The sequence below is a fragment of the Micromonospora sp. CB01531 genome (assembly GCF_001905095.1).
Taxonomy (GTDB): Bacteria; Actinomycetota; Actinomycetes; order Mycobacteriales; family Micromonosporaceae; genus Micromonospora.
The window spans coordinates 81755-107186 of sequence record NZ_LWLS01000057.1 but is presented as its reverse complement, the minus strand read 5'-3'; the positions used below and the strand labels follow the sequence as shown (position 1 = coordinate 107186).

The 25432-nt window shown below is 71.5% G+C and carries 25 protein-coding genes; 16 read left to right on the top strand and 9 right to left on the bottom strand.

Features of this window, described 5'->3' with window-relative positions:
- The first annotated feature begins 112 nt into the window (after positions 1–112).
- Both A6A27_RS09450 and A6A27_RS09445 read left to right on the top strand, forming a co-directional pair.
- Positions 113–4480 (top strand): HAMP domain-containing protein, encoded by a 4368-nt coding sequence (locus A6A27_RS09450; RefSeq protein ID WP_443189958.1) that lies wholly within the window; start codon positions 113–115, stop codon positions 4478–4480.
- Entirely contained in the window at positions 4477–5034 is a 558-nt protein-coding gene (locus A6A27_RS09445; protein ID WP_073834170.1) for a response regulator, read from the top strand. Before A6A27_RS09450 ends, A6A27_RS09445 begins: the two co-directional genes overlap by 4 nt.
- A 4-nt stretch (positions 5035–5038) precedes the next feature.
- On the opposite strand, the gene A6A27_RS09440 is transcribed toward A6A27_RS09445, so the two are convergent.
- Positions 5039–5545 carry a GbsR/MarR family transcriptional regulator gene (locus A6A27_RS09440; protein WP_073834169.1) on the bottom strand — a complete coding sequence of 169 codons (507 nt, stop codon included), beginning with the start codon at positions 5543–5545 and terminating at the stop codon, positions 5039–5041.
- Between the two features lie 96 nt (positions 5546–5641).
- Between A6A27_RS09440 and A6A27_RS09435 the strand changes: the two genes are divergently transcribed.
- Together A6A27_RS09435 and A6A27_RS09430 are read left to right on the top strand one after the other, a co-directional pair.
- Entirely contained in the window at positions 5642–6559 is a 918-nt protein-coding gene (locus A6A27_RS09435; RefSeq protein WP_073834168.1) for an ABC transporter ATP-binding protein, read from the top strand.
- Entirely contained in the window at positions 6556–8148 is a 1593-nt protein-coding gene (locus A6A27_RS09430) for an ABC transporter permease (protein WP_073834167.1), read from the top strand. Before A6A27_RS09435 ends, A6A27_RS09430 begins: the two co-directional genes overlap by 4 nt.
- 92 nt (positions 8149–8240) lie before the next feature.
- Here A6A27_RS09430 and A6A27_RS09425 read toward each other — a convergent pair whose 3' ends face one another.
- The gene (locus A6A27_RS09425; protein WP_073834166.1) at positions 8241–8573 is read right to left on the bottom strand and encodes an STAS domain-containing protein; all 333 of its coding nucleotides are present in this window, start codon (positions 8571–8573) and stop codon (positions 8241–8243) included.
- 146 nt (positions 8574–8719) lie between these two features.
- Between A6A27_RS09425 and hemL the strand changes: the two genes are divergently transcribed.
- The 6 genes from hemL to ccsB are packed head-to-tail and all read left to right on the top strand — an operon-like array spanning position 8720 to position 14729.
- Entirely contained in the window at positions 8720–10057 is a 1338-nt protein-coding gene (gene hemL / locus A6A27_RS09420) for a glutamate-1-semialdehyde 2,1-aminomutase (RefSeq protein ID WP_073834165.1), read from the top strand.
- 5 nt (positions 10058–10062) lie between these two features.
- Complete coding sequence (locus tag A6A27_RS09415; protein WP_073834164.1) at positions 10063–10710, top strand: histidine phosphatase family protein; 648 nt, start codon at positions 10063–10065, stop codon at positions 10708–10710.
- The gene (locus A6A27_RS09410) at positions 10710–11282 is read left to right on the top strand and encodes a TlpA family protein disulfide reductase (RefSeq protein WP_073834163.1); all 573 of its coding nucleotides are present in this window, start codon (positions 10710–10712) and stop codon (positions 11280–11282) included. The genes A6A27_RS09415 and A6A27_RS09410 overlap by 1 nt, the downstream gene beginning before the upstream one ends.
- A complete protein-coding gene (locus tag A6A27_RS09405) occupies positions 11282–12130 on the top strand; it encodes a cytochrome c biogenesis CcdA family protein (protein WP_073834162.1) in 849 nt (282 codons plus the stop codon). The genes A6A27_RS09410 and A6A27_RS09405 overlap by 1 nt, the downstream gene beginning before the upstream one ends.
- Positions 12130–13746 carry a cytochrome c biogenesis protein ResB gene (gene resB / locus A6A27_RS09400; RefSeq protein WP_073834161.1) on the top strand — a complete coding sequence of 539 codons (1617 nt, stop codon included), beginning with the start codon at positions 12130–12132 and terminating at the stop codon, positions 13744–13746. Before A6A27_RS09405 ends, resB begins: the two co-directional genes overlap by 1 nt.
- Positions 13746–14729, top strand: a complete 984-nt coding sequence (gene ccsB / locus A6A27_RS09395; protein WP_073834160.1) for a c-type cytochrome biogenesis protein CcsB — start codon at positions 13746–13748, stop codon at positions 14727–14729. Before resB ends, ccsB begins: the two co-directional genes overlap by 1 nt.
- On the opposite strand, the gene A6A27_RS09390 is transcribed toward ccsB, so the two are convergent.
- Positions 14722–14928 carry a hypothetical protein gene (locus tag A6A27_RS09390; protein ID WP_073834159.1) on the bottom strand — a complete coding sequence of 69 codons (207 nt, stop codon included), beginning with the start codon at positions 14926–14928 and terminating at the stop codon, positions 14722–14724. The two genes, ccsB and A6A27_RS09390, sit on opposite strands and share 8 nt — an antisense overlap.
- A gap of 103 nt (positions 14929–15031) precedes the next feature.
- On the opposite strand from A6A27_RS09390, the gene A6A27_RS09385 reads away from it, so the two are divergent.
- Positions 15032–16513 carry an AAA family ATPase gene (locus tag A6A27_RS09385; protein WP_241825185.1) on the top strand — a complete coding sequence of 494 codons (1482 nt, stop codon included), beginning with the start codon at positions 15032–15034 and terminating at the stop codon, positions 16511–16513.
- A gap of 9 nt (positions 16514–16522) precedes the next feature.
- Here A6A27_RS09385 and A6A27_RS09380 read toward each other — a convergent pair whose 3' ends face one another.
- Positions 16523–16993 (bottom strand): MarR family winged helix-turn-helix transcriptional regulator, encoded by a 471-nt coding sequence (locus tag A6A27_RS09380; protein WP_073834158.1) that lies wholly within the window; start codon positions 16991–16993, stop codon positions 16523–16525.
- A 63-nt stretch (positions 16994–17056) separates the two neighbouring features.
- Between A6A27_RS09380 and A6A27_RS09375 the strand changes: the two genes are divergently transcribed.
- Entirely contained in the window at positions 17057–17617 is a 561-nt protein-coding gene (locus tag A6A27_RS09375; protein ID WP_073834157.1) for a carboxymuconolactone decarboxylase family protein, read from the top strand.
- A 30-nt stretch (positions 17618–17647) separates the two neighbouring features.
- Here A6A27_RS09375 and A6A27_RS45550 read toward each other — a convergent pair whose 3' ends face one another.
- From A6A27_RS45550 to A6A27_RS09360, 3 genes are read right to left on the bottom strand one after another with little or no spacing between them, the layout of a single operon-like run.
- A complete protein-coding gene (locus tag A6A27_RS45550; RefSeq protein WP_073834156.1) occupies positions 17648–17893 on the bottom strand; it encodes a hypothetical protein in 246 nt (81 codons plus the stop codon).
- A 35-nt stretch (positions 17894–17928) separates the two neighbouring features.
- Positions 17929–19143, bottom strand: coding sequence for a S8 family peptidase (locus tag A6A27_RS09365; protein ID WP_073834227.1), 1215 nt, complete (start codon positions 19141–19143; stop codon positions 17929–17931).
- A gap of 5 nt (positions 19144–19148) precedes the next feature.
- Complete coding sequence (locus A6A27_RS09360; protein ID WP_073834155.1) at positions 19149–19880, bottom strand: hypothetical protein; 732 nt, start codon at positions 19878–19880, stop codon at positions 19149–19151.
- Positions 19881–20211: 331 nt separating this feature from the next.
- On the opposite strand from A6A27_RS09360, the gene A6A27_RS09355 reads away from it, so the two are divergent.
- On the top strand, positions 20212–21672 hold the full coding sequence (locus tag A6A27_RS09355) for a menaquinone biosynthesis decarboxylase (RefSeq protein WP_073834154.1): 1461 nt from the start codon (positions 20212–20214) through the stop codon (positions 21670–21672).
- Positions 21672–22586, top strand: a complete 915-nt coding sequence (mqnP, locus tag A6A27_RS09350; protein WP_073834153.1) for a menaquinone biosynthesis prenyltransferase MqnP — start codon at positions 21672–21674, stop codon at positions 22584–22586. The genes A6A27_RS09355 and mqnP overlap by 1 nt, the downstream gene beginning before the upstream one ends.
- Before the next feature lie 8 nt (positions 22587–22594).
- On the opposite strand, the gene A6A27_RS09345 is transcribed toward mqnP, so the two are convergent.
- Entirely contained in the window at positions 22595–23590 is a 996-nt protein-coding gene (locus tag A6A27_RS09345) for a terpene synthase family protein (RefSeq protein ID WP_073834226.1), read from the bottom strand.
- 168 nt (positions 23591–23758) lie between these two features.
- On the opposite strand from A6A27_RS09345, the gene A6A27_RS09340 reads away from it, so the two are divergent.
- Complete coding sequence (locus A6A27_RS09340) at positions 23759–24403, top strand: UbiX family flavin prenyltransferase (protein ID WP_073834152.1); 645 nt, start codon at positions 23759–23761, stop codon at positions 24401–24403.
- Positions 24404–24433: 30 nt separating this feature from the next.
- On the opposite strand, the gene A6A27_RS09335 is transcribed toward A6A27_RS09340, so the two are convergent.
- Positions 24434–24700 carry a BldC family transcriptional regulator gene (locus A6A27_RS09335; protein ID WP_073834151.1) on the bottom strand — a complete coding sequence of 89 codons (267 nt, stop codon included), beginning with the start codon at positions 24698–24700 and terminating at the stop codon, positions 24434–24436.
- 270 nt (positions 24701–24970) lie between these two features.
- Here A6A27_RS09335 and A6A27_RS09330 point away from each other — a divergent pair, with 270 nt between their 5' ends.
- Entirely contained in the window at positions 24971–25429 is a 459-nt protein-coding gene (locus tag A6A27_RS09330; RefSeq protein WP_073834150.1) for an Lrp/AsnC family transcriptional regulator, read from the top strand.
- Positions 25430–25432 lie beyond the last annotated feature (3 nt).

The window sequence follows — 25432 nt, the reverse complement described above, 5'->3', positions numbered from 1 at the left end:
CACTCCGTCAAGCGAGGGAGGCGCGCCGGGTCGGCTGGTCGTCACCTCGACCTACCGCGGGCAGAATGGTGGGATGTCGGCACGAGCCGGTTGGCCCCGAGCTGAGCGAGGAATGATGACCACGGCGAAACAGTCGCTAGCCGCGGACCCGTCCGCGCCCGAGCACGAGGCGCTCCTCGGTGACCTCGTCGAGGCGCTGCGGCAGGTGCGCCGGGGCGACCTCAAGGTCCGGCTGCCTCGACGGGCCGGCCTGGCCGGGGAGGTGGCCGACGCCTTCAACGACGTCGTGTCGCTGCAGGAGCGGCAGCACCTGGACCTGCGCCGGATCAGCCGGATCGTCGGCCGGGACGGCCGGCTGACCGAACGCCTCGACGACGAGGGCCTGGACGGCTCGTGGGCGGAGGGGCAGCGGGCGATCAACTCGTTGATCGACGACCTGGGCCGGCCGACCACCGAGATCGCCCGGGTCATCGTGGCGGTGGCCGACGGCGACCTGTCCCAGCACATGGCGCTGGAGATCGACGGTCGCCCGCTGCGCGGTGAGTACCTGCGCATCGGCCGCACCGTAAACACCATGGTCGACCAGCTCTCGTCCTTCTCGAACGAGGTGACCCGGGTGGCCCGCGAGGTGGGCACCGAGGGCAAGCTGGGCGGGCAGGCCGACGTACGCGGGGTCGCCGGCACCTGGAAGGACCTCACCGACTCGGTGAACACCATGGCGTCGAACCTCACCTACCAGGTGCGGTCGATCTCCCAGGTGGCCACGGCGGTGGCGAAGGGTGACCTGTCGCAGAAGATCACCGTGTCGGCCAAGGGCGAGGTGGCCGAGCTGGCCCACACGTTCAATTCGCTCACCGACACCCTGCGGCTCTTCGCCGAGCAGGTGACCCGGGTGGCCCGTGAGGTGGGCACCGAGGGCAAGCTGGGCGGCCAGGCGGAGGTGCCGAACGTCGCCGGCACCTGGAAGGACCTGACCGACAGCGTCAACTCGATGGCGTCGAACCTGACCGCGCAGGTGCGCAACATCGCCCAGGTCTCCACCGCGGTGGCCCGGGGCGACCTCTCCCAGAAGATCACGGTGGCCGCGCAGGGCGAGATCCTGGAGCTGAAGGACACCGTGAACACGATGGTGGATCAGCTGTCGTCGTTCGCGGACGAGGTGACCCGGGTGGCCCGTGAGGTGGGCATCGAGGGCAAGCTGGGCGGCCAGGCCCAGGTACGCGGGGTTTCCGGCACCTGGCGTGACCTCACCGAGAACGTCAACCAGCTCGCCGGCAACCTGACCAGTCAGGTGCGGAACATCTCGCAGGTGTCCACGGCGGTGGCGAAGGGTGACCTGTCGCAGAAGATCACGGTGGACGCGCAGGGTGAGATCCTGGAGCTGAAGAACACCGTGAACACGATGGTGGATCAGCTGTCGTCGTTCGCCGACGAGGTGACCCGGGTGGCCCGTGAGGTGGGCACCGAGGGCAAGCTGGGCGGTCAGGCGCAGGTGAAGGGTGTGTCCGGCACCTGGCGGGACCTGACCGACAACGTGAACTCGATGGCGTCGAACCTGACCAGCCAGGTGCGGAACATCGCCTCGGTCACCACGGCGGTCGCGAAGGGTGACCTGAGCCAGAAGATCACGGTGGACGCCCGGGGCGAGATCCTGGAGCTGAAGTCCACCGTGAACACGATGGTGGACCAGCTCTCCTCGTTCGCGGACGAGGTGACCCGGGTGGCCCGTGAGGTGGGCACCGAGGGCAAGCTCGGCGGCCAGGCCCAGGTACGCGGCGTCGCCGGCACCTGGCGCGACCTGACCGACAACGTGAACTCGATGGCGTCGAACCTGACCAGCCAGGTGCGCAACATCGCCCAGGTGTCCACGGCGGTGGCGAAGGGTGACCTGTCGCAGAAGATCACGGTGGACGCGCAGGGTGAGATCCTGGAGCTGAAGAACACCGTGAACACGATGGTGGATCAGCTGTCGTCGTTCGCGGACGAGGTGACCCGGGTGGCCCGTGAGGTGGGCACCGAGGGCAAGCTGGGCGGTCAGGCGCAGGTGAAGGGTGTGTCCGGCACCTGGCGGGACCTGACCGACAACGTGAACTCGATGGCGTCGAACCTGACCAGCCAGGTGCGGAACATCGCCTCGGTCACCACGGCGGTCGCGAAGGGTGACCTGAGCCAGAAGATCACCGTGGACGCGCAGGGCGAGATCCTGGAGCTGAAGTCCACCGTCAACACGATGGTCGATCAGCTGTCGTCCTTCGCCGACGAGGTGACCCGGGTGGCCCGTGAGGTGGGCACCGAGGGCAAGCTCGGCGGTCAGGCGCAGGTGAAGGGCGTCTCCGGCACCTGGCGCGACCTCACCGAGAACGTCAACCAGCTCGCCTCGACCCTGACCACCCAGCTCCGGGCGATCGCCCAGGTCTCCACCTCGGTGACCCGGGGCGACCTGACCCAGCGGATCGCCGTCAAGGCGCAGGGCGAGGTCGCCGAGCTGAAGGACAACATCAACCAGATGATCGTCACCCTTCGGGAGACGACGAAGAAGAACGCCGAGCAGGGCTGGCTGGACTCCAACCTGGCCCGGATCGGTGGCCTGCTCCAGGGCCAGCGGGACCTCGGCGAGGTCTGCCGCATGATCATGATGGAGGTGACCCCGCTGGTCGACGCGCAGCTCGGCGCGTTCTTCCTGGCGGACAGCTCCGAGGGGAGCATGCGGCTGCGGCTCACCGCCTCGTACGGGTATGTGGCGCGGGGGCACGACGTGACCTTCGGGCCCGGCGAGGGGCTGGTCGGCCAGGCCGCCCTCTCCCGGCGGACCATAAGGGTCAGCGCCCAGCCCGACGGGCGGCTGATGCTGCGCTCCGGGCTGGCCGAGACGCCCCCGGCCGACCTGGTGGTGCTGCCCGTCCTGTTCGAGGGCGAGCTGCTCGGCGTGATCGAGTTCGCCGGGGTCACCACCTTCTCCGAGCTGCACCTGTCGTTCCTGGAGCGGCTGGTCACCACGATCGGCATCGCGGTCAACACGATCCAGGCCAACCGGCGTACGGAGGAGCTGCTGGCCCAGTCGCAGCGGCTGGCGCTCGAACTCCAGGAGCAGTCGGCGGAGTTGCAGCGCACCAACGCCGAACTGGAGGACAAGGCCAAGCTGCTCTCCGAGCAGAAGGCCAACATCGAGACCCAGAACCGGGAGATCGAGCTGGCCCGGCTCGGCCTGGAGGAGAAGGCGCAGCAGCTCACCCGGGCGTCGGCGTACAAGTCGGAGTTCCTGGCCAACATGAGCCACGAGCTGCGCACGCCGTTGAACTCGCTGCTGCTGCTGGCTCGGCTGCTGGCCGAGAACCCGGACCAGAACCTGACGCCGAAGCAGACCGAGTTCGCCCGCACCATCCACAGCGCCGGCTCGGACCTGCTCTCCCTGATCGACGACATCCTGGACCTGGCCAAGATCGAGGCGGGCCGGATGGACGTGGAGCCGACCGAGGTGCGCTTCTCCGAGCTGCGCGGCTACGTCGAGCAGGCGTTCGCCCCGCAGGCCGAGGAGAAGGGCCTCGACTTCCAGGTACGGATCAGCAAGGACCTGCCCCCGGCGCTGGTCACCGACGCCCAGCGGTTGCAGCAGATCCTGCGCAACATGCTCTCCAACGCGGTGAAGTTCACCGACCACGGCGCGGTGACGCTGCGGATCGCCCCGGCCGCCGAGAATGCGGTCTTCGACGTGCCCGCGCTGACCAACGCCCGGCGGGTGATCGCGTTCACGGTGATCGACACCGGGATCGGCATCTCCGACGACAAGCTGTCGCTGATCTTCGAGGCCTTCCAGCAGGCGGACGGCACCACCAGCCGACGGTACGGGGGCACCGGGCTGGGCCTGTCGATCAGCCGGGACCTGGCGCGTCTGCTCGGCGGCACGATCACCGTGTCGTCGGCGCCCGGCCAGGGGTCGACCTTCACCCTCTTCGTACCGGACGTGCTGGCACCGGACGCGGTGGTGGCACCCGCGCCACCCTCGCCGAGCCGCGCGGGCCTGCCGTCGTCGCTGCTCATGCCGATGGAGCTGCCGCAGCCGCAGGAGACTCCGGCGGCCCGGCGGCTGGAGGGCGTGACCGTCCTGATCGTCGACGACGACGTCCGCAACGTGTTCGCCCTGACCTCCGCGTTGGAACTGCACGGGATGACCGTGCTGTACTCGGACAACGGGGCGGACGGCGTCCGCCAGTTGGCCGAGCATCCGGAGGTGGACATCGTGTTGATGGACGCGATGATGCCGGATCAGGACGGCTACGAGACGACCCGGCAGATCCGGCGCAACCACCGCTTCGTGGACCTGCCGATCGTGTTCCTGACCGCCAAGGCGATGCCCGGTGACCGGGATTCGGCGATCACGGCCGGGGGTAGTGACTACATCACCAAGCCGGTGGACCTGGACGAGCTGATCGAGATGATGGCGTCCTGGATCGGCCGGAGCCGAGGCGAGGAGACCCCGTGACCCAGACGGCCAAGGCGCTGCTGGTGGACGACCGGCGGGAGAACCTGATGGCCCTGGAGGCGATCCTCCAGGGGCTGCCGGTGCAGTCGGTCGCGGTGGAGAGCGGCGAGGCGGCGCTGAAGCAGCTCCTCGTCGACGACTTCGCGGTGATTTTGCTCGACGCGCAGATGCCCGACATGGACGGCTTCGAGACCGCCACCCACATCAAGCGGCGGGAGCGGACCCGGCACGTGCCGATCATCTTCCTCACGGCGGCGGACAAGGACGCCCAGCTCGCTTTGCGCGGCTACGCCGTGGGCGCGGTCGACTACCTGACCAAGCCGTTCGACCCCTGGGTGCTGCGCGCCAAGGTGTCGGTCTTCGTGGAGCTGTGGGTGAAGACCCGGCAGCTCGCCGCCCAGTCCGATCTGGTGCGGGAGCGGGACGCCCAGTGGCGGGTGCTCACCGACGCGGTGGACGAGGCGACGACGCTGCTGCGCGCGGACGACGGCCCGGGGGCCCGGGAGCGCGCGGTGGACATCCTGGAGCAGGCCCGCTGGGGCAACCCCGGCTGAGCCGTCAGCCGGCCCGGTCGCCGCGCCCCGCCGCGGCGCGCCGGGCGCGCCACCGTTCGCCGAGCGTGTCGAGCTCCTCCTGTACGAAGACGAAGAAGTCCAGCATCTCGGCCACCCGCTCGCCGGCCGGGGTGGCCCGCCCGTGCAGCGCGTCCACGCCGCCGGTGGCGATGTCGATGAAGTTCTTGTAGAGGCCGGTCTTGGTGATGGTGGCCTCGTACCAGGGGTTGTCCGGCATCCGGTAGTGGTCCCGCCGGGAGCCCTTGACCGGCTCGCGGACCAGCATGCCGAACTGGGTCAGGTAGCGGACCGCGCCGGAGACCGCCGCCGCGCTGACTCCGAGCCGCTCGCCGATCTCGCCGGCGGTCAGCGGGCCGTCCGCGCTCATCACGGTGAAGAGCACCCGGGCGGCCATCCGGGGAAAGCCGACGTCCGCGAAGGCCATCGCCATCCGCTCGACGAAGAGGTGGACCCCTTCCTCGTTCCGGGTCGGACGGTGGGCGTCAAGCATCGGCGGTGGCTCCTCCCGTTAAAAAGTCGTGAAGACGATGGTGCCCCAGCTCTCACAGTCTTCACAAGTTTCTGAAACGAGCGTAGCTTCCGAAGTATGGAAACCCCAATTGAGGTGTCCGGCCTGGTGAAGAATTTCGGCCGGACCCGGGCACTCGACGGACTCGACCTGACCGTCCGCGCCGGGGAGGTGCACGGCTTCCTGGGCCCCAACGGCGCCGGCAAGTCGACCACCATCCGCGTGCTGCTCGGCCTGCTGCGGGCGGACGCGGGAGCCGTCCGGCTGCTCGGCGGTGACCCGTGGCGGGACGCCGTCGCCCTGCACCGCCGCCTCGCGTACGTCCCCGGTGACGTCACCCTCTGGCCGAACCTGAGCGGCGGCGAGGTGATCGACCTGCTCGGCCGGATGCGCGGCGGGCTGGACCCGAAGCGCCGCGCCGAGCTGCTGGACTCCTTCGAGCTGGACCCGCGCAAGAAGGGCCGGGCCTACTCCAAGGGCAACCGGCAGAAGGTGGGCCTGGTGGCCGCGCTCGCCTCCGACGTCGAGCTGCTCATCCTCGACGAGCCGACCTCCGGGCTGGACCCGCTCATGGAGGAGGTCTTCCAGCACTGGGTCCGCCGGGCCAAGCAGGACGGCCGCACCGTGCTGCTCTCCAGCCACATCCTGGCCGAGGTGGAGGCGCTCTGCGACCGGGTGACGATCATCCGCAACGGCCGCGCCGTCGAGTCCGGCACCCTCGGCGAGCTGCGCCACCTGCACCGCACCGCGATCGACGCCGAGGTCGCCGCGCCACTGGACGGGCTGGCCGACCTGCCAGGTGTGCACGACCTGCGGGTGGACGGCAACCGGGTGCGCTTCGACGTGGACTCGGCCGCCCTGGACACCGCCCTGCGCCGGCTCACCGAGCTGGGCGTACGCAGCCTGGTCAGCCAGCCGCCGACGCTGGAGGAGCTGTTCCTGCGGCACTACGAGGCGATCCCCGGCCAACCGGCCCCTGCCGAGGCGACCCGATGAACACCTTGACCGGCACCCGTCACCTGGCCCGGCTGATCCTGCGCCGGGACCGCGTCCTGCTCCCGCTCTGGGTGCTGCTGCTCGCCGCCCTGCCGATGACGTACGCGACCAGCTTCTTCGAGCTCTTCCCGACGGACGCCGACCGGGCCGCGTACGCCGCCGGCACGGCCCGCAACCCGTCGATCGTCGCGCTGCTCGGCCCGGTGTACGGCGACAGCGTCGGCGCGCTGACCGCCCAGCGCTCCGGCTTCCTGCTGGTGATCATCGCGCTGGCCAGCCTGCTCACCGTCGTCCGGCACACCCGCACCGAGGAGGAGGCCGGCCGGCGGGAGCTGCTCGGCGGCACGGTGCTCGGCCGGTACGCCGGGCTGACCGCCGCGCTGCTCGTGACGTACGCGGCCGACCTGCTGCTCGGGCTGCTCACCGCGGCCGGGCTGGTCTCCACCGGGCTGCCGGCGGCCGGCTCGTACGCGTACGGCCTCTCCGCCACGCTGACCGGCGTCGTCTTCGCCACGATCGGTGGGCTGGCCGCCCAGCTCACCGAGACGGCAGGCGGGGCGCGGGGCATCGCCATCGGGGTGCTCGGTGCCGCCTTCGGGCTCCGGCTGCTGGGTGACACCGCCACGCACGACTGGCCGAGCTGGCTCTCCCCGCTGGGCTGGGCGCCGCGGGTGCGGCCGTACGAGGGGGAGCGCTGGTGGGTGCTGGCCCTACCGCTGGTCGCGTCGGTGCTGATCGCGGCGGTCGCGTACCCGGTCTCGGTGCGCCGCGACCTGGGGGCCGGGGTGCTGCCGCCGCGGCTCGGGCCGGCCACCGCCGGCCAGGCCCTCTCCGGATCGTTCGGGCTGGCCTGGCGGCTGCACCGCGGGCAGATCCTCTGGTGGTCGGTCGGCTTCGGCCTGCTCGGGTTGATCCTCGGCGGGGCGGCGCAGGCCGCCGGCCGGTCCGTCGAGGGCAACCCGCAGCTGGAGGAGATCATGGCCCGGATCGGCGGTGCCTCGGGGCTGGCCGACGCCTACCTGGGCGCCACGCTGAGCCTGGCCGGCCTGGCCGCGGCCGGGTACGGCGTCCAGGCCGCCCTGCGGATGCGGGCGGAGGAGACTGCCGGGCGGGCCGAGCCGCTGCTGGCGACCGGTGTGCACCGCTCGACCTGGCTGCTGTCCCACGTGGCGTTCGCGCTGCTCGGGCCGGTGGTGGTGCTCGCCGTGACCGGCTTCACCACCGGCCTGACCTACGGGCTGAGCGTGCACGACGTGCCGGCGGAGCTGCCCCGGATGGTCGGCGCCGGGCTGGCCCAGGTGCCGGCGGCGTGGGTGCTGACCGGGATCGCCGTGCTGCTCTTCGGGCTGCTGCCCCGGCTCGCCTCGGTGGCCTGGGCGGTGCTCGCGGTCTGCGTGCTGCTCGGCCAGCTCGGTGCCGTGCTGAAGCTGGACCGGTGGCTGCTGGACCTCTCCCCGTTCAACCACACCCCGCAGGTGCTGCGGGAGCACTGGAACGCCACCCCGCTCTACGTGCTGGCCCTCGTGGCGCTGCTGCTCGCGCTCGCCGGCCTCACGGCCTTCCGCCGCCGCGACACCCCCGTCACCTGACCCACGAGGCCAACCAGGTTGATCATGAGGTTGGCGGCACCTGGCGAGATCGACATCGCCGTCAACCTCATGATCGCCGGCGCGCGGGTGGGTCAGGGGGCGGTTTCGTTGCGGATCATCAGGGCCGAGCGGAGGCCAGTGATGTCCAGGACGCGCAGGAGGAAGTCGCCGACGTTGCTGAGCACCAGGAGGCTCTGCGCGTGGCTGGCCTTGCGGCTCAGCACCACCAGCGTGCCGAGCCCCTGCGAGTCGCAGAAGGTCACCCCGCCGAGGTCGAGCACGATGCGCGGCGGCGCATCGGTCAGCACCTCATTGACGACAGTCGACAGCTGGGCGGCCGTGAGCATGTCGATCTCACCAGCGAGGCGAAGCACAGCTTCGTCGCCCGACCGGTGTATCGCGATGGACAGTTCGGCACGATCCACCCGGTTAGCCTATCGCGATCTCGGTCGCCCGGCCCGTCGAGGCACCCCTGCTGTCGATCTCGGCCGGACGGACGGCGTGAGCCCGGTAACCCCCCGTGCGGGGTGGCTGCTGATCAGCCGCCCGACGCTGACACAATGGCGGCATCGTGACCGAGACCATTTCCGCCGGATCCGGCCGTTACCCGGCCGACGCGCCGGCCTCCGAGGCCCTGTTCGACCGCGCCAAGGCCATCGTGCCCGGCGGGGTGAACTCCCCTGTACGCGCGTTCCGTGCCGTCGGCGGCACCCCGCGCTTCATGGTCCGGGGGGAGGGTCCCTGGCTCTTCGACGCCGACGGCCGCCGCTACGTCGACCTGGTCTGCTCCTGGGGCCCGCTGGTCCTCGGCCACGCCCACCCCGCGGTGGTCGAGGCGGTGCAGGCGGCCGCCGCGTACGGCACCAGCTTCGGCACGCCGACCCCGGGCGAGGTCGAGCTGGCCGCGGAGATCGTCAACCGCACCCCGGTCGAGCAGGTCCGCCTGGTCAACTCGGGCACCGAGGCGACCATGTCGGCGATCCGGCTGGCCCGCGGCTTCACCGGCCGCGCGAAGATCATCAAGTTCGCCGGCTGCTACCACGGCCACTCGGACGCGCTGCTCGCCGCCGCGGGCTCCGGCGTGGCCACGTTCGGCCTGCCCGACTCGCCCGGCGTGACCGGCGCGGCCGCCGGCGACACCATCGTGCTGCCGTACAACGACCTCCGTGCGGTGGAGGAGGCCTTCGCCGCCGAGGGACCGCACATCGCGGCGATCATCACCGAGGCGGCCGCCGGCAACATGGGCGTGGTCGCCCCGCGCGACGGCTTCAACCAGCAGCTCGCCCGGATCGCCCACGCGTACGGCGCGCTGCTCATCGTCGACGAGGTGATGACCGGGTTCCGGGTCTCCCGCGCCGGCTGGCACGGCCTCGACGCCAGCGACGCCGACCTGTGGACGTACGGGAAGGTCATGGGTGGCGGACTGCCCGCCGCGGCGTTCGGCGGGCGTGCGGAGGTCATGTCCAGGCTGGCGCCGGCCGGCCCGGTCTACCAGGCCGGCACCCTCTCCGGTAACCCGCTGGCGTGCGCCGCCGGCCTGGCCACGCTGCGGCTGGCCGACGACGCGCTCTACCGGAAGCTGGACGAGACGGCCGCCGTGGTGGGCAAGCTCGCCACCGATGCGCTGGCCGCCGCCGGCGTCCCGCACCGCCTGTCGACCGCGGGCAACATGTTCTCGATCTTCTTCACCGACGCCGACGTGGTCGACTACGACAGCGCCCGCACCCAGCAGGTGCCCGCGTTCAAGGCGTTCTTCCACGCGATGCTCGCGGCCGGCGTCTACCTGCCGCCGAGCGCGTTCGAGGCCTGGTTCGTGTCGGCGGCGATCGACGACGCCGCCCTCGAGCAGATCGCCGACGCCCTGCCGGGCGCGGCGACGGCGGCGGCAGCGGCGGGACACGGGGGGTAAAGGTCGTGAGCGAGACGGTGGTCCACGTGCTGCGGCACGGCGAGGTGTACAACCCGAACGGCATCCTCTACGGCCGGCTGCCCGGTTTCCGTCTCTCCGAGCTGGGCGTCCAGATGGCCAAGGCCGCCGCCCAGGCGCTCGCCGACAAGACCGTGGTGCACGTGGTGGCGAGCCCGCTGGAACGCGCGCAGCAGACCGCCGAGCCGATCGCCGCGCAGTTCGGTCTCCCGGTCGGGGTGGACGAGCGGCTGATCGAGAGCGCCAACTGGTTCGAGGGCAAGAAGGTCTCCCCGGGCGACGGGTCGTTCCGCGACCCGCGCAACTGGTGGGTGCTGCGCGACCCCGTCACCCCGTCCTGGGGTGAGGCCTACCGGGCGATCGCCGAGCGGATGTTCGCCGCGCTGCACGCCGCCCGGATCGCCGCCGAGGGGCGCGAGGCCGTGCTCGTCTCCCACCAGCTCCCCATCTGGACGCTGCGCCGGTACGTCGAGCGCAAGCGGCTCTGGCACGACCCGCGCAAGCGGCAGTGCGGGCTGGCCAGCCTCACCTCGTTCCACTTCGACGGCGCCAAGATCGTCGGCATCGGGTACTCCGAGCCGGCGGCCCACCTGATCGCGATCTCGCCGACCGCCCGGACGGCCAAGGGGGCCTGATGCTCACCCGGAGGCTCGTCGCCGCCCTGCTCGCCGCCGTCACCGCCGGTACGGCGCTGGTCGGCTGCTCCTCCGGAAGCCAGGAGAGCCGCTGCTCCGACCAGAACGGCGTCATCGAGTGCGCGCCCGACCAGCGGTCGAAGGCCCCCAAGCTCGCCGGTGACCTGCTCACCGGCGGCCGGTACGACGTCGCCGACGCGCGCGGCCAGGTCGTCGTGGTCAACTTCTGGGGCTCCTGGTGCGCGCCCTGCCGGGCCGAGGCCGACGACCTCGAAGCCACCTACCAGGCCACCAAGGCGTCCGGGGTCAGCTTCCTCGGCATCAACGTGCAGGACAGCAAGGACAAGGCGATCGCCTTCGAGGAGGGCCGGGTCACCTACCCGAGCCTCTTCGATCCGGCGAGTCGGCTGGCACTGGCCCTGGACATCCCGCCGAACACCATCCCAGCCACCGTCGTGCTGGACCGCGAGGGGCGGATCGCCGTCGTGATCCGGGCCGCGGTGACCCAGGACCGGCTGCGGCCCGTCGTCGAGCGGATCGCCGCCGAGCAGCCGGCGTCCGGATCCCGCTGATGGGCGAGACCTTCCGCCAGCTCGCCGAGTCCGGCCCGCTGCTGCTGGCCGTGGGCGCGGCGGCGCTCGCCGGGCTGGTCAGCTTCCTGTCCCCGTGCGTCCTGCCGCTGATGCCCGGCTACCTGTCGTACGTCACCGGACTGGCCGGCGCCGACCTGGAGGGCCGGACCCGGTCCGAGGGGGCGCCGGTGGCCGGTGCGGAGGCGGACGGCCCGACCGGCGGCGCGGTGGCCGTCGCGGCGCCCCCGGCGGCCCGGCCGGTGGCGGCGGTCAAGGGGCGGGTGCTCGCCGGCACGCTGCTCTTCATCGCCGGGTTCACCGCCGTGTTCACCGCCACCGCGATCCTCTTCTCCGGCGTCGGCAGGCTCTTCTTCGAGCACGAGCGCACGCTGGAGATCGTCATCGGCGCGCTGGTCGTGGTGCTCGGGTTCGGCTACCTCGGGGTGATCCCTGGGCTGCAGCGCGAGTTCCGCATCCGCCGGCTGCCCGCCGCCGGGCTGTTCGGCGCCCCGGTGCTCGGCGCGGTCTTCGCGCTGAGCTGGCTGCCGTGCACCGGCCCGACGCTCGGCGCGGTGCTCGGCCTAGCGACGGCGGAGGGCAAGACCGACCGGGCGGTGCTGCTCGCCGTGGCGTACTGCCTCGGGCTGGGGGTACCGTTCGTCGCCTTCGGGCTGGGCTTCCGCCGCCTGCTCGGGGTGTTCCGCGCCGTCCGGCGCAACAGCCGGTGGGTCACCCGGATCGGCGGCGCCCTGCTGATCCTGATCGGCCTGGCGCTGGTCACCGGCGGCTGGCAGAACTTCGTGATCTGGCTGCAGACGCACGTGGGCGTGGGCGAGGTGAGCATCTGATGACGACCGTGGACGACCGGCCGGCGGCCCCGCCCGCGCCCCGGCGGCGGGTCAACCCGGTGCTGGCCCTGCTGCGCAACTCGTGGCGGCAGCTCACCAGCATGCGTACCGCGCTGATCCTGCTCTTCCTGCTCGCCGTCGCCGCCATCCCCGGCTCGGTGCTCCCGCAGCGCGGCGTCAGCCCGGAGAAGGTCAACCAGTGGTTCGTCGACCACCCCGACCTCGCCCCGCGCCTGGACCAACTCGGCATGTTCGAGGTCTTCGGCTCGGTCTGGTTCTCCGCGATCTACCTGCTGCTCTTCACCTCGCTGGTGGGCTGCATCCTGCCCCGGGCCCGTGACCACGTCCGCGCGCTGCGGATGAGGCCGCCGGCCGCCCCGAAGCGCCTGGAGCGGCTGCCGCAGCACGCGGTGCTGGAGGCCCCGGCCGCCGCCGACCCAGAGGCGATCGCGGCGGTGCTGCGCCGCCGCCGCTGGCGGGTCACGGTCCGCGGCAACGAGGTCTCCGCCGAGAAGGGCTACCTCAAGGAGACCGGCAACCTGCTCTTCCACGTCTCGCTGGTCGCCGTCCTGCTCGGGGTCGCGGTCGGGTCCTGGTACGGCTGGCACGGCAACCGCATCCTCGTGGCGGGCGCGGACAACGCCTTCTGCAACACCCGGCAGCAGTACGCCGAGGCGACGCTCGGCCCCCGGGTGGACAGCGTCGACCTGCCGCCGTTCTGCCTCACCCTGGAGCGGTTCGAGGCGGACTACCTGGCCTCCGGGCAGGCCGCCCGCTTCTGGGCCACGGTGAAGGTCGACCACCTGGCCGACGGGTCGGAGCGGACCACCGGCTTCTCGGTGAACTCGCCGCTGCGGCTCGGCTCGGCCAACGTCTACCTGCTCGGCAACGGGTACGCGCCGATCCTCAGGTACACCGACAAGTACGGCAACACCCAGACCAGCGAAGCACCGTTCCTGCGCACCGGCGACGCGAACGCGACCGAGGAGGGGGTGGCCGCGTTCCCGGACGCGAACGTCGACCCCAGGACCGGCCAGCGGGACCCGGCCCAGCAGATCGCCTTCGACGGGCTCTACCTGCCCACCGCTCCGGAGAGTGCCCCGTTCGTCGCGTCGCAGTTCCCCGAGGAGCGCAACCCGGCGGTGAACCTGCGGGCCTACCGGGGAAACCTCGGGCTGGACGCCGGCATCCCCGGGTCGGTCTACCAGCTCGACCAGCGGCAGATCGACAACGGCAAGCTCAAGGAGATCGGCAACAAGAAGCTGGCCGTGGGCGAGAAGTGGACCCTGGACGACGGCAGCACCCTGGAGTTCGTCGGCACGAAGCCCTACATCACCATCGCGGTCCGCCACGCCCCCGGGCAGACGCTGATGCTCGGCGCCTGCGTGACGCTGCTCGCCGGCCTGATGGGCTCGCTCTTCGCCCGACGGCGGCGGGTCTGGTTCCGGGGTTCGCCCCCCGAGGGTGGATCTCCGACGCGCGGTAGTAGTTTGGTGGAGGCCGGTGGGCTGCCGCGCACCGAGCATCCAGGGTTCGCCGACGAGTTTGCGCAGCTCGTCGCCGCGGTCAGCGACGACGGGCGACGCGCCGGCCGGGCGCGAGAAGGGGTCGAGTGATGTCCGCACTCTCCGACCAGCTGGTCACGTACGCGATCCTGGCGTACCTGGTCGCGATGATCAGTCACGCCGTCGAGTACGCGCTCGGCAACGCCCGCGCGGTGGCGGCGAAGGCGGCCGCCCCGGCCCGTGAGCTGGTGGGCGCCGGTGTCGGCGGTGCCGGCGGGACCGTGGCGGCGCCGGCACCGGCCCCGGCCGAGACCCGGCCCAGCCGCTTGGCCGCCCGAGCCGTGCTCGCCGGGCGGATCGCCGGCTGGGTCACCGCGCTCGCCGTCGTGCTGCACCTGGGCGCGGTCGTCACCCGGGGCGTGGCCGCCGAGCGGATGCCCTGGGGCAACATGTACGAGTTCGTGCTGACGGTCACCTTCATCGGGGCCGGGGCCTGGCTGGCGGTGCTCTGGCGGCACCCCGCGCTGCGCCGGCTCGGGCTCTTCCTGACCCTGGTCATGGTGCTGCTGCTGGCGTTCGCCGAGCTGAAGCTCTACGTGCAGGTCACGCCGCTGATGCCGGCGCTGCAGTCGTACTGGTTCATCATCCACGTGTCGACGATCATCTTCGCCTCCGGCATCTTCCTGCTGGGCGTGGTGCCGGCCGCGGCGTTCCTGATGCGGGCCGGCTGGGAGCAGGGGCGGCGGAGTTTCCCGTACACCCTGGCCCGCCGGCTGCCGGCGGCGGCCGGCCTGGAGCGGCTGACCTTCGCGCTGCACGCCTTCGCCTTCCCGATCTTCACCTTCGCGGTGATCGCCGGGGCGATCTGGGCCGAGGCGGCCTGGGGCCGGGCCTGGGGCTGGGACCCCAAGGAGACCTGGGCGTTCATCTCCTGGGTGGTGTACGCCGGCTACCTGCACGCCCGGGCCACCCCGAGCGTCAAGCGGAACGTGGCCACCTGGATCTCGATCCTGGGCTTCCTGACCATGCTGATGAACCTGTTCGGGGTCAACTTCTTCTTCACCGGCCTGCACTCCTACGCCGGCGTCAACTGATCCCCGTCGGGCGTCGGCCGGTGAGCACCCGGTCGACGCCGAGCGTCACCTGGTAGGCGATCTCGGGGACGTCGGCCAGCTCGATCCGCTCGGCCCGCATGGCCAGCTGGGCGTGCAGCTCCCTGGCGACCGCGTCCCGGATCTCCCGCAGCAGCGGGGAGAGGCCGTCCGGGTCGCCCACCACATATGCGTCACTCATCCTCGTACCGTCGCGCCACGAGGAGGCCCTGTCTACTCCTACCTCTGCAGAATGTAGGACTACACTTCTAAGAACCGTAGTTCTACGAAATGTGGTGGCCGTCGTGGCTCAACTGTCGAAGCCGCAGGGGATCTTCGACCGGGACGTCGAGTGGGCCGAGTTGATCCGCTTCGCCGCTGACGAGCGCCCTGGAGCGACCCTGGGGGTGGTCAGCGGCCGACGCCGCCAGGGGAAGACACTGCTGCTCTACGAGCTGGCCCGAGCCAGTAAGGGCTTCTACTTCGGGGCCACCGAGGCGACGGCGGTGGAGTCGCTCCGGCGGCTCGGCGAGGCGCTCGGCGCCTACACGGGCGCGCCGGGGCCGGTGCAGTTGGCCGATTGGAGCGCGGCGGTGGACGCCCTGCTCGCCCTCGGGCGGGAGCGCCCGGTGACAGTGGTCATCGACGAGTTCCCGTATCTGGTGCGCGCCGCCCGGGACCTCCCGTCGATCATCCAGCACGCCCTCACGCCCGGACGGCCAGAACGCACCGAGTCCCGTACCCGCCTGCTGCTCTGCGGGTCGGCCCTGTCCTTCATGGGTGGCCTGCTCGCGGGTTCCGCCCCGCTGCGCGGCCGGGCGGGCCTGGAGCTACCGGTGCAGCCGCTGGACTATCGGGCCGCCGCGGCGTTCTGGGGCATCGAGGACCCGGTGCTGGCGGTGAAGGTCTTCTCCATCGTGGGCGGGACGCCGGCCTACCGGCGCGAGTACGTACAGGACGACGCGCCGAGCGGCCCGGACGACTTCGACAGTTGGGTGGTGCGCGGCGTCCTCAACCCGGCGCGGCCGTTGTTCCGGGAGGCGCGCTATCTGCTCGTCGAGGATCCTGATCTGCGGGATGCCGCGCTCTACCACTCCGTGCTGGCGGCGGTTGCCGAGGGCAACGCCAGTCGTGGTGGAATCGCCGGCTACATCGGACGTAAGGCGAACGACCTGCAACATCCACTAACCGTGCTGGAGGACGCCGGCCTACTGGTGCGGGAACCGGACCCGCTGCGGAGTGGACGCAGCAGTTACCGGATCACCGAACCGCTCATCACCTTCTACCACGCCGTCATGCGACCCGCCTGGACCGCGCTGGAACAGCGCCGCGGTGGGGACGTCTGGCGCCGGTCGAAGCGCCGGTACACCAGCGCGGTCCTCGGTCCCCGGTTCGAGGAGATCGTCCGGCAGTGGGCCATCCGTTTCGCCGACCTGGACGTCTTCGACGGCATCGTCGCGGAGGCCAGTGCCGCGACCGTGACGGACCCGTCCACCCGAACCAGCCACGAGCTGGATCTCGTCGCGCTCGGTGAGCCGCCGCTCGGTGACGGACCACGTCCGCTGCTCGCGATCGGTGAGGTGAAGTGGGGGCGGCGGTTGGGCCAGGCGGACCTGGAGCGGTTGAGCCGCGTCCGGGAGTTGCTCGTCCGCCGCCCCGGAGTGGATACCACCCACACCCGCCTGGTGCTGGCGAGCGCGGAAGGATTCACCGACGAGTTGGTCGGCGTGGCGTCGACTGAATCGGACGTCGTGTTGGTGGACTCCGCTCGGCTCTACGCCGGCTGAGGCTGCGGGTCAGGTGCCGAACCAGCCGGGGACGTCGAGGCGGAAGACGTTCGGCTGGGCGACCGCGTGCAGGTCGTCCTCCAGCGCCGCGACCCGGTCGGCGCCGAGGGTGGCAGCCCAGCGGTCCCGGAGCTGGTCGAACACGGCCGCGGAGCGGCGCAGCCCGTCCAGCCCCCGGTCGGTCAGCCGGACCAGCTTGCGCCGGGCGTCGGCCGGGTCGTCGGCGCGTTCCAGATAGCCGAGCGCCACCAGCCGGTCGACGGTCTTGCCCGCCGCCTGCTTGGAGACGCCGAGGCGTTGGCCCAGCTCGCCGGCGGTGGTGCCGGGCACGCCGACCGCCTGGAGGACGAAGCCGTGCACCGGTCGCAGGTCGGGGTGGCCCTGCCGGGCCAGCTCGGCGTGCAGGTCGTCGATGAGCGTACGGAAGCCGGCGAGCAGGAGCAGCGGGAGCGCGAAGCCGGGGCGGTCAGGCGTTGCCACGTTCGACAACCACGTTTACTATTTGGTCAACCACGTTGACTATCGTACCTGGGAGGGCTTGGCATGTCCCGACGCGTCTTCACCGCACACACCCCCGACACCGCGCCCGCCGAGGCCCGCGCGACCATGGCGGGCGTCCACCGCAAGCTCGGTCACCTGCCCGGCGCCGTCGCGCTGATGGCCGAATCCCCGGAGCTGCTCAAGGGCTTCCTCACCGCCAACGCCGTCTTCGAGGCCACCGACCTGGACCCGGTCGCCCGCGAGGTGGTGGTGCTGACCGTCGCCACCCGCAACGAGTGCCACCTCTGCGTGGCCATGCACACCGCCGCCCTCACCCGGCACGGCGGCCCGCCCGACCTGGTCGCGGCGCTTCGCGCGGGCACCGACCTGCCCGACCGGCGGCTCGACGCGCTCCGCCGGTTCACCCTCGCCGTGCTCGACCACCGGGGCGCCGTGCCCGACGACGAGCTGAACGCCTTCCTCGCCGAGGGCTGGCTGCCCCGGCACGCGCTGGACGTGGTGCTCGGCGTCGGCACGTACACCATCTCAACGTTCGCCAACCGGCTCACCGACGCCCCGCTCGACCCGCCCCTCGCCGCGTACGTCTGGGAGCCGGCCGCTTGACCGGGGACAGCCGCGAATCCTCCTGCTTTCTCATCGTTTGCGCGCCCTGTGCCGCTGCGTCCTGTCACGACGGTATCCGGTAAGTTGCCCCGTCATGGGACGCTCGATCTTGTTCGCACTCATCGCAGGCGTGCTCTGCCTGGCGGTCACCGGCGCCATTGCCGTGGCGGTCGTGCTGTTGACGAAGCGGGGCAGAAGGTAGCGCGCCGCGAAGCAGATCACCTTATGCGACAGAACCTCCTGCTCACCTGACAGCGCGGCGAAAGCGGTGGGCACCCCACGCGGTGCCCACCGCTTCGCCGCCCTGGTGATCAACCTGGCGTGAGGGCCGGTGGCCTGCTGCGCGCTGCGGCGCGGCGGCCGGCGAGGAACAGGATCAGGCCGACGAGCAGGCCGAGCAGGCCGAGCCCGCCGCCGATGCCGCTGATGACGAGATACGCCGTGTCCCACGGTTGCCCGATGCGCTGCGGGGTGCCGTCGTCGCCGGGCCCGAAGTGGCCGCCTGCGCCCTGCTTGCCGACCGGCAGGACGGCGTTGCCCGGCTTCAGGCCGGCGGCCGCCTTGAGCGCGGCTTCGGCGTCGACCATGCCGTACCCGGTCTGCGGGTTGTGTCCCTTGCGGTGGGTCGAGGCGGTCCGCTGAAGGAGTTGTTCGACCTGGCGCGGTGACAGATCGGGGTACTTCGACACGATCAGCGCCGCGACGCCTGCGGCGAGCGCGGTGGCCGACGAGGTGCCCTGGACCTTCTCGCGCCCGCCGTCGATGTTGGCGGAGTAGATCTCCACCCCGGGCGTGACGACGTCGACATGGCTGTGGACCTGGGAGAACTTCGCCCGGGTGCCCTGTGGGGTGGCAGCGCCGATCGCGATCACCCCGGGGTACGCGGCCGGGTAGGCCAGCTCGTTCTGCTCGTCACCCCAGTTGCCAGCGCCGGCGACCACCACCACGCCTTTCGACAGGGCGTACGCGATCGCCTCGGCTTCACGATGAATATAGGACCCGGAAGACGTCTCACTGCCGAGCGACATGGAGATCACCTTGGCGCCCTGGTCGGTGGCGGCACGGATCGCCCGCTCCACGGCCAACCCCTCGCGCTTCTCCTTCTCCGGGTTCTCTCCGTAGCTCTCCATCTGCTCAAGCCAGGTCTGGAAGTCCGGATCTTCATCGTCGCGGATGGCGCGAAGGCCCAGCACCCCGGCGGCCGGTGCGACATCCAGCACGCTGGAGGCCATGGACGTGCCGTGGCGGCCGTACCACGACTCGTTCTGGTCGGTTTCGGCCAGGAAGTCGGTGCCCTCCGTGGCTCGGCCGCGCAGCGCCCTGTGGTCGGTGCGGATCCCGGTGTCGATGACGGCGACCGTGATCCCCTCGCCCTTGCTGATCTTGTTCGCGGCCGGCACGGACATCGCCGCCAGTTCCCACCCGTTCGGCGCGGCGCGGGCCGGGCTCGGTGTGCTGGTGACGACGCCGGCGGTCACGGCGAGCACGGCCGGGACGGCGAACATCTGACCGACCCGTGACGACATCTTGATCATTGACCCCGTCCCGTGATCGCGTAGTCCAGCACCTGGGCGTACCCTCTCAGCAGAATGTTGGACATGTCCGGGTAGCTCCGTGTGTCTTCTTCGCTGTCCAGCTTCCACTCCCCTGGCAGGGCACCAATTTTCCGAGTGCCGTCAGCCGGGCCGACCGAGATCGCCGCCACGTAGGGCATGTCGAGCCCGACCCCGGTCGCGCCGCCGGCGAAGGCCCGCGCCTTGACCCACTCGGCGGCGGGCGTACCTGCAACCGCGACCGGAACGACCAGCGGCCCGGGGTCCTTGGCCCAGTAGAACTCCTCGACGACGGGCTTGGCTTCGGCATAGGAGTCGACCACGATGACCGCGATCGTCGCCACGGCGTCTCCGCCGATGTGCACGTAGGTAGCGCGCAGTACGGCCTTGCAGCCCTTTGCCTTCAGGGCCTCCGCGAAAGCCTTTCGGAGCGCCTCCTCGCAGGACGCCTCCTTGGCGATCCCCTGCCGCGACCACGCGCGGGTCTCCTCGTCGCCGCGGGGCCAGCCGAGGTGGTCGGGGAAGATCTCGTCGGTCTTCAGGTTGTGCCACGCCACCGGGGTGAAGGCGTCGTTCGAGACCTGGATCTGGTGGTTCTTGTATGCCTGCAGGACGACGACACCGCCGATCAGCATGGGAAAGATGCTGAGCGCCGCGAACAGGATGCCGAAGACCTTGCGCTTCGTGCCCTTCCGCTTGACCGGCGGCACCGGGAGGAGCCCGGGTGGCGTCCCGTGCGGGGACGCTCCTGCGTGTGGTTGCGGGGGTGGCACCGCGGGATAGCCCGGTTGGGGCGGCGGCCCCGGGAACGGCTGGGGTGGCTGAGGGTATGACAAAACGATCCTTCCTGCAGGCAGGGAGCACGCTATGACGCGGCGTCCCGCCGGAGCCACCGTGCACGATGCTCAAATTCCTCCTCAGGGTGTGCACGGTGCCCACTCACGGCGCGGAGGAGGTTGATCAGGGTGGCCGGCGGCCAGCCGTGCCATCCGGGGACCCCGGCGGGGCCGGGCGGGTGGCCGGTGGGGGACACTGGCGGTCATGGCGGCTCGTGGCTTCCCGTACACCGATCTGAAGGACTTCCTCGCGGCACTGGAGCGCGCGGGCGAGCTGCGGCGGGTGAGCGTCCCGGTCGACCCGACCCTGGAGATCAGCGAGGTAGTCACCCGGGCCGTGCGGGCCGACGGCCCGGCGCTGCTCTTCGAGCGGCCGACCCGGGGTGAGATGCCGGTGGCGATCAACCTGTTCGGCACCGAGAAGCGGATGGCGATGGCGCTCGGCGTCGACTCGTTGGACGAGATCGGCGAGCGGATCGGCGGGCTGATCAAGCCCGAGCTGCCAGTCGGCTGGTCCGGCATCCGCGAGGGCCTCGGCAAGGTCATGCAGCTCAAGTCGGTCCCGCCGCGCAAGGTGAAGACCGCGCCCTGCCAGCAGGTGGTCTACCGGGGCGACGACGTCGACCTGAACCGGCTGCCGGGCCTGCAGGTCTGGCCGGGGGACGGCGGAATCTTCCACAACTTCGGGCTGACCCACACCAAGCACCCGGAGACCGGCAAGCGCAACCTCGGCCTCTACCGGCTCCAGCAGCACAGCCGGAACACCCTGGGCATGCACTGGCAGATCCACAAGGATTCCACCGCGCACCACGCCGTCGCCGAGCGGCTCGGCCAGCGGCTCCCGGTCGCCATCGCGATCGGCTGCGACCCGGTCGTCTCGTACGCGGCCACCGCGCCGCTCCCCAGCGACATCGACGAATACCTGTTCGCCGGCTTCCTGCGCGGTGAGCGGGTGGAGATGGTCGACTGCCTGACCGTGCCGCTGCAGGTGCCGGCGCACGCCCAGGTGGTGCTGGAGGGCTACCTGGAGCCCGGCGAGCGGCTGCCCGAGGGGCCGTTCGGCGACCACACCGGCTTCTACACCCCGGTCGAGCCGTTCCCGGTGCTGCACGTCGAGACGATGACCATGCAGCGCGACCCGGTCTACCACTCGATCGTCACCTCGAAGCCGCCGCAGGAGGACCACGGCCTGGGCAAGGCCACCGAGCGGATCTTCCAGCCGCTGCTCAAGCTGCTGATCCCGGACATCGTCGACTACGACCTGCCGGCCGCCGGGGTCTTCCACAACTGCGCGATCGTGTCGATCCGCAAGCGCTACCCGAAGCACGCGCAGAAGGTGATGAACGCGATCTGGGGCGCGCACCTGATGTCGCTGACCAAGCTGATCGTGATCGTCGACGAGGACTGCGACGTGCACGACTACAACGAGGTCGCCTTCCGGGCCTTCGGCAACGTCGACTACGCCCGCGACCTGCTGATCACCGAGGGGCCGGTGGATCACCTCGACCACGCGTCGTACCAGCAGTTCTGGGGCGGCAAGGCAGGCATCGACGCGACCCGCAAGCTGCCCGCCGAGGGCTACACCCGGGGCTGGCCGGAGGAGATGACCATGTCGCCCGAGGTGATCTCGCTGGTCGACAAGCGCTGGAAGGAGTACGGGATCTGATGGCCGCCGTCGCCGAGGCCCCGGTGGCACGCCCGGGCAAGGTCAAGTCGTTCCTCAAGCTGGTCACGATCGAGCACTCGGTCTTCGCGCTGCCGTTCGCGTACCTGTCCGCGCTGACCGCGATGCAGGTCCACGGCGGCCGGGTCCGCTGGGTCGACCTGCTGCTGATCACCGTGGCGATGGTCGGGGCGCGGACGTTCGCCATGGCCGCCAACCGGATCCTCGACCGGCGGATCGACGCGCGGAATCCGCGTACCGCCAACCGGGAACTGGTCACCGGGGCGGTGAGCCTGCGGACCGCCTGGACCGGCGCGGCCGTCGCGGTGGTGGTCTTCCTCGCCGCCGCCGCCCTGCTCAACCCGCTCTGCCTGGCGCTCGCGCCGCTCGCCGTGATCCCGCTGGTCGTCTATCCGTACGGCAAGCGGTTCACCAACTGGCCGCACGCCATCCTGGCGGTCGCCCAGGCGGTCGGGCCGGTCGGCGCCTGGCTGGCGGTCACCGGCACCCTCGCCGGCTCGGGACCGGCCTGGCTGCTCGGCGCGGCCGTCGGCCTGTGGATCGGCGGCTTCGACCTGATCTACGCCTGCCAGGACGCGGACGTGGACCGGACCATCGGCGTGCACAGCGTCCCGGCGCGTTACGGGCTGCGCTTCGCGCTGCACGCCTCCACCGTCGCGCACGTGGTGACCTTCGCGCTGTTCATCTGGTTCGGCGCGCTGGTCGGCTTCGGCTGGCTCTGGTGGATCGGGCTGGCGTTCACCGCGCTCGCCTTCGGCTACCAGCACCTGGTGGTCAGCCCGACCGACCTGAGCAAGGTCAACCGGGCGTTCTTCACCGCCAACGGATTCGTCGGCATCGCGCTGTTCGTGTTCGCCCTGCTCGACCTGGTGGTCCGCCTCGGCCTGCGGGCCTGAGTCGAAGGTCAGCGGGCGGCGGTGCCCGTGAGCCCGGGCCGGCGGGTGGAGCCGGCCGGGTAGCGGGCGCTCTCCAGGGTCCAGTCGACGGTGCCGCGGACCGCGTTCGAGAAGCCGTCGAGGTGGACGGCGACCGACCCGTCCAGCGCCGGGCCGAACGACGGTACGGCGGCGCGCAGCGTCATGAAGCGGGCCATCTCGGTCCGCCAGCGGTCGGCGACCAGCGCCACCGCGTCCGCCGCCGGCACGCCCCGCTCGGCGGCCAGCGCCAGCACCAGGTTGTGGCCGCCGGCGGTGGCCCGGTCGCGGTCCAGCGAGGCCAGGTCGTTGAACCAGGAGAGCAGGTCGTTGGCGAGCTCGGCGAGGCGGCGCAGCGCCGGATGGTGGTAGACCGGGTCGGGCAGCGGCCGGCCGGTCGCGAACTCGATCAGCGGGTACGACACGTACGCGGCTGAGGTGGCCCGGCGCAGCGCCACGTACTCCTCGATCCCGGGCGGGCGGCCGGCGGCCTTGGCGGCGGCCTCCCGCCAGGCACCGTCGAGATGGTCGGCGACGGCGTCGGAGAAGCGCAGCCGCCAGCGGGCCGGCATCCGCCGCCGGGGCTCCCGCCACGCCTGTACGAGCAGCCGGCGCAGGGGGCCGGAGAAGCCGGGGTGGCGGGCCCGGGGGCCCTCCCGGAGCAGGGCCAACGTCCCATCCCGCAGTGCCCGGATGCCCGCCGGGTCCGGCCGCCCCGGCCCGTCGCAGAGATCGTCGACCAGGAAGAACCAGGCGAACAGGGCGGCCAGCGCGCGCAGGTCGGGCTCAGCGGCGTCCGGGTAGAGCCGGCCGGCGTACCGGGCGAAACCGGCCCGGGCCAGCCGCTCCCGGGCGGCGGCGTCCCGGAGTAGGCCGAGCCGGTCGAGTTGGTCGCCCAGCCACTCCTGCACCCCGTCCGCGTACGGCGAGAGCCGGGGCCGGATCGGGCAGTCGGACCGCAGCGAGCGGAGTACCGCCTCCGTCATCACCGATCCCTTCATGGACATGAATGATCGTCGGAAGCATGGCAGGCCGACGGGGCGCCCGCCGCCCCGGTCGGACAACGGCGCTTGTCGTGGGACAAGCAGGACGGCCCAGGCGTGCCGTGGGGGGTCCCCGCCCGGCCGCCCGGCCGACCAGGCACGCTTGACGGTATGCGCGAACCATGGGTGGTCGGCGTCTCCGGGGCCTCCGGCACGCCGTACGCGGCCGCGGTCGTCCGGGGCCTACTCGACGCCGGCGAGGCCGTGGACCTGATCGTCTCCCGGGCCGCCCGGCTGACCATCCTGGACGAGACCGGCCGCGCCTTCCGGGACGCGCACTGGGCCGACGACCTGGCCGCCTGGCTGGGCCGCGACCTCGCGGACGCGGACCTGCGGCACTGGCCCGCCGGCGACCTGGCGGCCGGCCCGAGCAGCGGCTCCTACCGGGTACGCGGGATGGCGGTGGTCCCGGCGAGCACCGCGGCCTGCGCGGGTATCGCGATCGGCCTCTCCAAGGACCTGTTGCAGCGCGCCGCCGAGGTGAACCTCAAGGAACGGCGGCCGGTGGTGGTGGTGCCGCGGGAGACTCCGGTGACCCGCAGCCACCTGGAGCACCTCATCGCCCTGCACGACGCCGGTGCGGTCGTGCTGCCGGCCAGCCCCGGCTTCTACGGTGCCGGCGCGGCGGCCTCCGCCCAGCAGTTGGTCGACTTCGTGGCCGGCAAGGTACTGGATGCGCTCGGCGTACCGCACACGCTCTTTCGTCGTTGGTCGGGTGAGCTGGCCGCGGCCCGGCGGGACGCGGACCGGGCCTGACGGCCGGCCCGCGTGCCGATCGTTACCGACTCAGTACATGCCGGCGTTCGCCGGTCCGGGGCCGGTCGAGGCGGTCGGGCCCATGTTGCGGGACTTGCCCATGTCCTCCGCCTCGTCCAGCATGCCCTCCCCCTCGAGCAGAGCCCGTACCTCCGATTCCCGAAACCGGCGATGCCCGCCTGGAGTCCGGATGCTGCCTATCCGGCCGGCCGCTGCCCATCTCGTCACGGTCTTCGGGTCAACCCGAAACAGCGCGGCGACCTCACCCGGTGTCAGCAGGCGATCTCCAGTGTCCACAGCCCCCTCCTCGCATCGACGAAGCCCCCGGCTGAACACACTGCCCCCGGCCGGTGCGAGCCCAGAGCCGTCATGAGGGACGTATGGCAATTACAGCACCAGCGACCTGGCCTGTACGCCCAAACGCGAAAAACGCACGGAAGTGAGAAGTTAGTAAATGGTACCGGCCGAGAACTGCCCTGACTGCTGGTTTGTGAACCGTTACATGACGTCATGTTCAACTGTTGCCGACCGTCGGGCGTTACGCCCGAACGGATAGGGTGACACTCCGTGGACGCGATCGACCTGAGCCTCGTGGAGCTGCTGCGCGGCAACGCCCGTTTGTCGTACGCCGAGCTGGCCCGCCAGGTCGGGCTCTCCGCCCCGGCGGTGCACGAGCGGGTCGGCAAGCTCGAGTCGAGCGGGGTCATCCGGGCGTACCGGGCCGAGGTCGAGCCGGAGGCGATCGGGCTCCGGGTCACCGCGCTGATCGGCATCGTCGAGGACTCCAACGCCGACACCGACGACGTGCTGGAGGCGTTCCGGCAGATGCCCGAGATCGAGTCCTGCTACTTCATGGCCGGGGTCGAGTCCTTCCTGCTCAAGGCCCGGGTGGGCACCATCGCCGAGCTGGAGCAGCTCATCGTCCGGCTGAACCGGACGCCCGGGGTGGCCTCCACCCGTACCGGGATCGCCCTGTCGACCAAGTGGGAGAACCGGCCCCAGCCGATCGAGCCGCCCGCCTCCTGACCG